This is a genomic window from Schnuerera sp. (assembly GCF_035459645.1).
Taxonomy (GTDB): domain Bacteria; phylum Bacillota; class Clostridia; order Tissierellales; family Tepidimicrobiaceae; genus Schnuerera.
In genome coordinates, this window is record NZ_DATHXO010000427.1 from 1 (window position 1) to 1,975 (window position 1,975).

The 1,975-nt window shown below is 30.6% G+C and carries 3 protein-coding genes; all 3 read left to right on the forward strand.

Annotated features, from left to right (window positions below; all coding sequences use genetic code 11):
- On the forward strand, window positions 1-842 hold an 842-nt coding region (locus tag VK998_RS10160), incomplete at its 5' end, for a zinc metalloprotease HtpX (RefSeq protein ID WP_325228019.1).
- 105 nt (window positions 843-947) lie between these two features.
- Entirely contained in the window at window positions 948-1,511 is a 564-nt protein-coding gene (locus VK998_RS10165) for a hypothetical protein (protein ID WP_325228020.1), read from the forward strand.
- A gap of 65 nt (window positions 1,512-1,576) precedes the next feature.
- Window positions 1,577-1,975 (forward strand): copper amine oxidase N-terminal domain-containing protein (locus VK998_RS10170; RefSeq protein ID WP_325228021.1); only part of this gene is annotated, 399 nt, incomplete at its 3' end.

Sequence of the window (1,975 nt, forward strand, 5' to 3'; positions counted from 1 at the left end):
ATATCACAGACTTTGGGAAAAACTTATTCAAAAAGAATAATATTGGTATTATTGTTTTTTTAATTTTAAATACCATTATTGTAGCATTAATATTTGATTCAGTTGTTCTAGGTATTATAATATACATAATATCTTTAGCAATTGCTTTATCTCCCATTGGAGAATGGCTTTTGCGAATTCAAACTGGGAGCAAAAAAATTGAAAGAAAAGATTACTTAAACAGACTAGATCCACTATTTCAAGAAGTCTTAGTTAAAGCTAGAGAATTGAATCCCTCAATTCCCGAAGATGTTAAGCTATTCATGAGTAATGATAAAGTACCAAATGCATTTGCAACTGGAAGGAAAACGATTTGTCTAACAAAAGGTCTTCTTGACTATTCAGATGCACAAATAAAAGCTGTTTTTGCTCACGAACTAGGGCATTTAGGTAATAAAGATACTGACTTAATATTATTAGTTGCAATAGGAAATTTTATAGTGACAATAGCATTTATATTGTTTAGAGTATTCTTTAATGTTATGGGAACATTAATGGCTATAATTAATGACAGCCTCGGTACTCTTATTATCACAATTTTTGTTGACGGAATTTTAGTGTTTTTTATGTGGGGATGGACAAAAATTGGCTTAGCTTTAGTTATGCATTCTAGTAGACAAAATGAGTATTTAGCTGATGAATTTGCTTTTGAATTAGGATATGGGAATAATCTATGTTCTGTGTTAGATACTTTTTATGGTGGCAATAGCAAAGGTTTATGGGCAAATCTTGCTTCAAGTCACCCAGATACAAATAATAGAATTGCTAAATTACAAGAATTAGGTTGTGAATATACTGCTTAAAGTGATATAAGATAATACTTTTATAACAAGAAAACAAGAAAAAAGGAAAGGCCTCTGATATAAGGTTGTTTACCACAACAAATAAAAATCGGAGGGATCTTTCCTATGAAAACAATCATAACAGAAAAAAATGAGATTATACTGGAAAAACTATTTGATGGAGCTATAGCATTACGAGGTTCCTATGATATACGGGATTATAGATATAATGCAATGAGTACATCTCGTTATGGAAATATATTCTTAGATGTAGATAGGGATTTCGACGTTATAGCCAAGAAACCAATTAGTGACTATCCTAGCTATTGGGCTAAAATATATGTGTCATTAATTGAATCGGCCAGATCTGGCGTTAAGCTAATTAGTGAAGAAGTTCTAGAAATACTTAATAGGCTTGATGATATTGGGACTGCAAGATTATATGATATGGATGAAGATGGAGTACCAGAGCTAATATTAGGAGATAGATACGATAAAGAGTACTATGTACTTAACCTAAAAGGTGGGAATCCCTCTATATCAAAATTAGAACCTGACCATCCAATAATCGAAAAAACACCTTTTTGTATAATAAATATTATTGCTTCCGATCCATTCATACGCATGGATATGGTATATAGATTTCTCAATTACGTAGATGATTATATAATAAAGCATCCGGTTAGGTAGGATTAGCTTTATTTGGAAGCAATTAAAAGTATATAAATTAAAAGATATAAGGGGAGGAGAGACTATTGAAAAGAAGGATTAGTTTATTGCTTATTTTATTTATATTAATTGGAAGCACTTCCTTTGCCAATGAACTAGATTCAATTGATGTCAGCCTAAATGATAGAGCCACGTCTAATAATAATCCTAATATACTTACAAGTGAATCTATTATGTCTTTAGAGAATTTATTTAAAAAATTAGGCATGGAATATAACTGGGATCCTGAAACAAATAAAGTAGTAGCTGAGAAGGAAGGTTTAAGCATAGTTTTAACCATAGGGAAAAGAGCTGCATATATTAATGGAAATCTATATATATTGAACTTGCCACCAATGGTTAGTCATGGAAGATTATTAACACCCTTTATGTTAAATGAAATAATTTATAACTTAGATAAAGAACAGGACGAAACAGAAAAGCAT

Excerpts from the sequence above, each read along its gene's own strand:
- VK998_RS10165 (WP_325228020.1), top strand. The coding sequence starts at position 948 with ATGAAAACAATCATAACAGAAAAAAATGAGATTATACTGGAAAAACTA.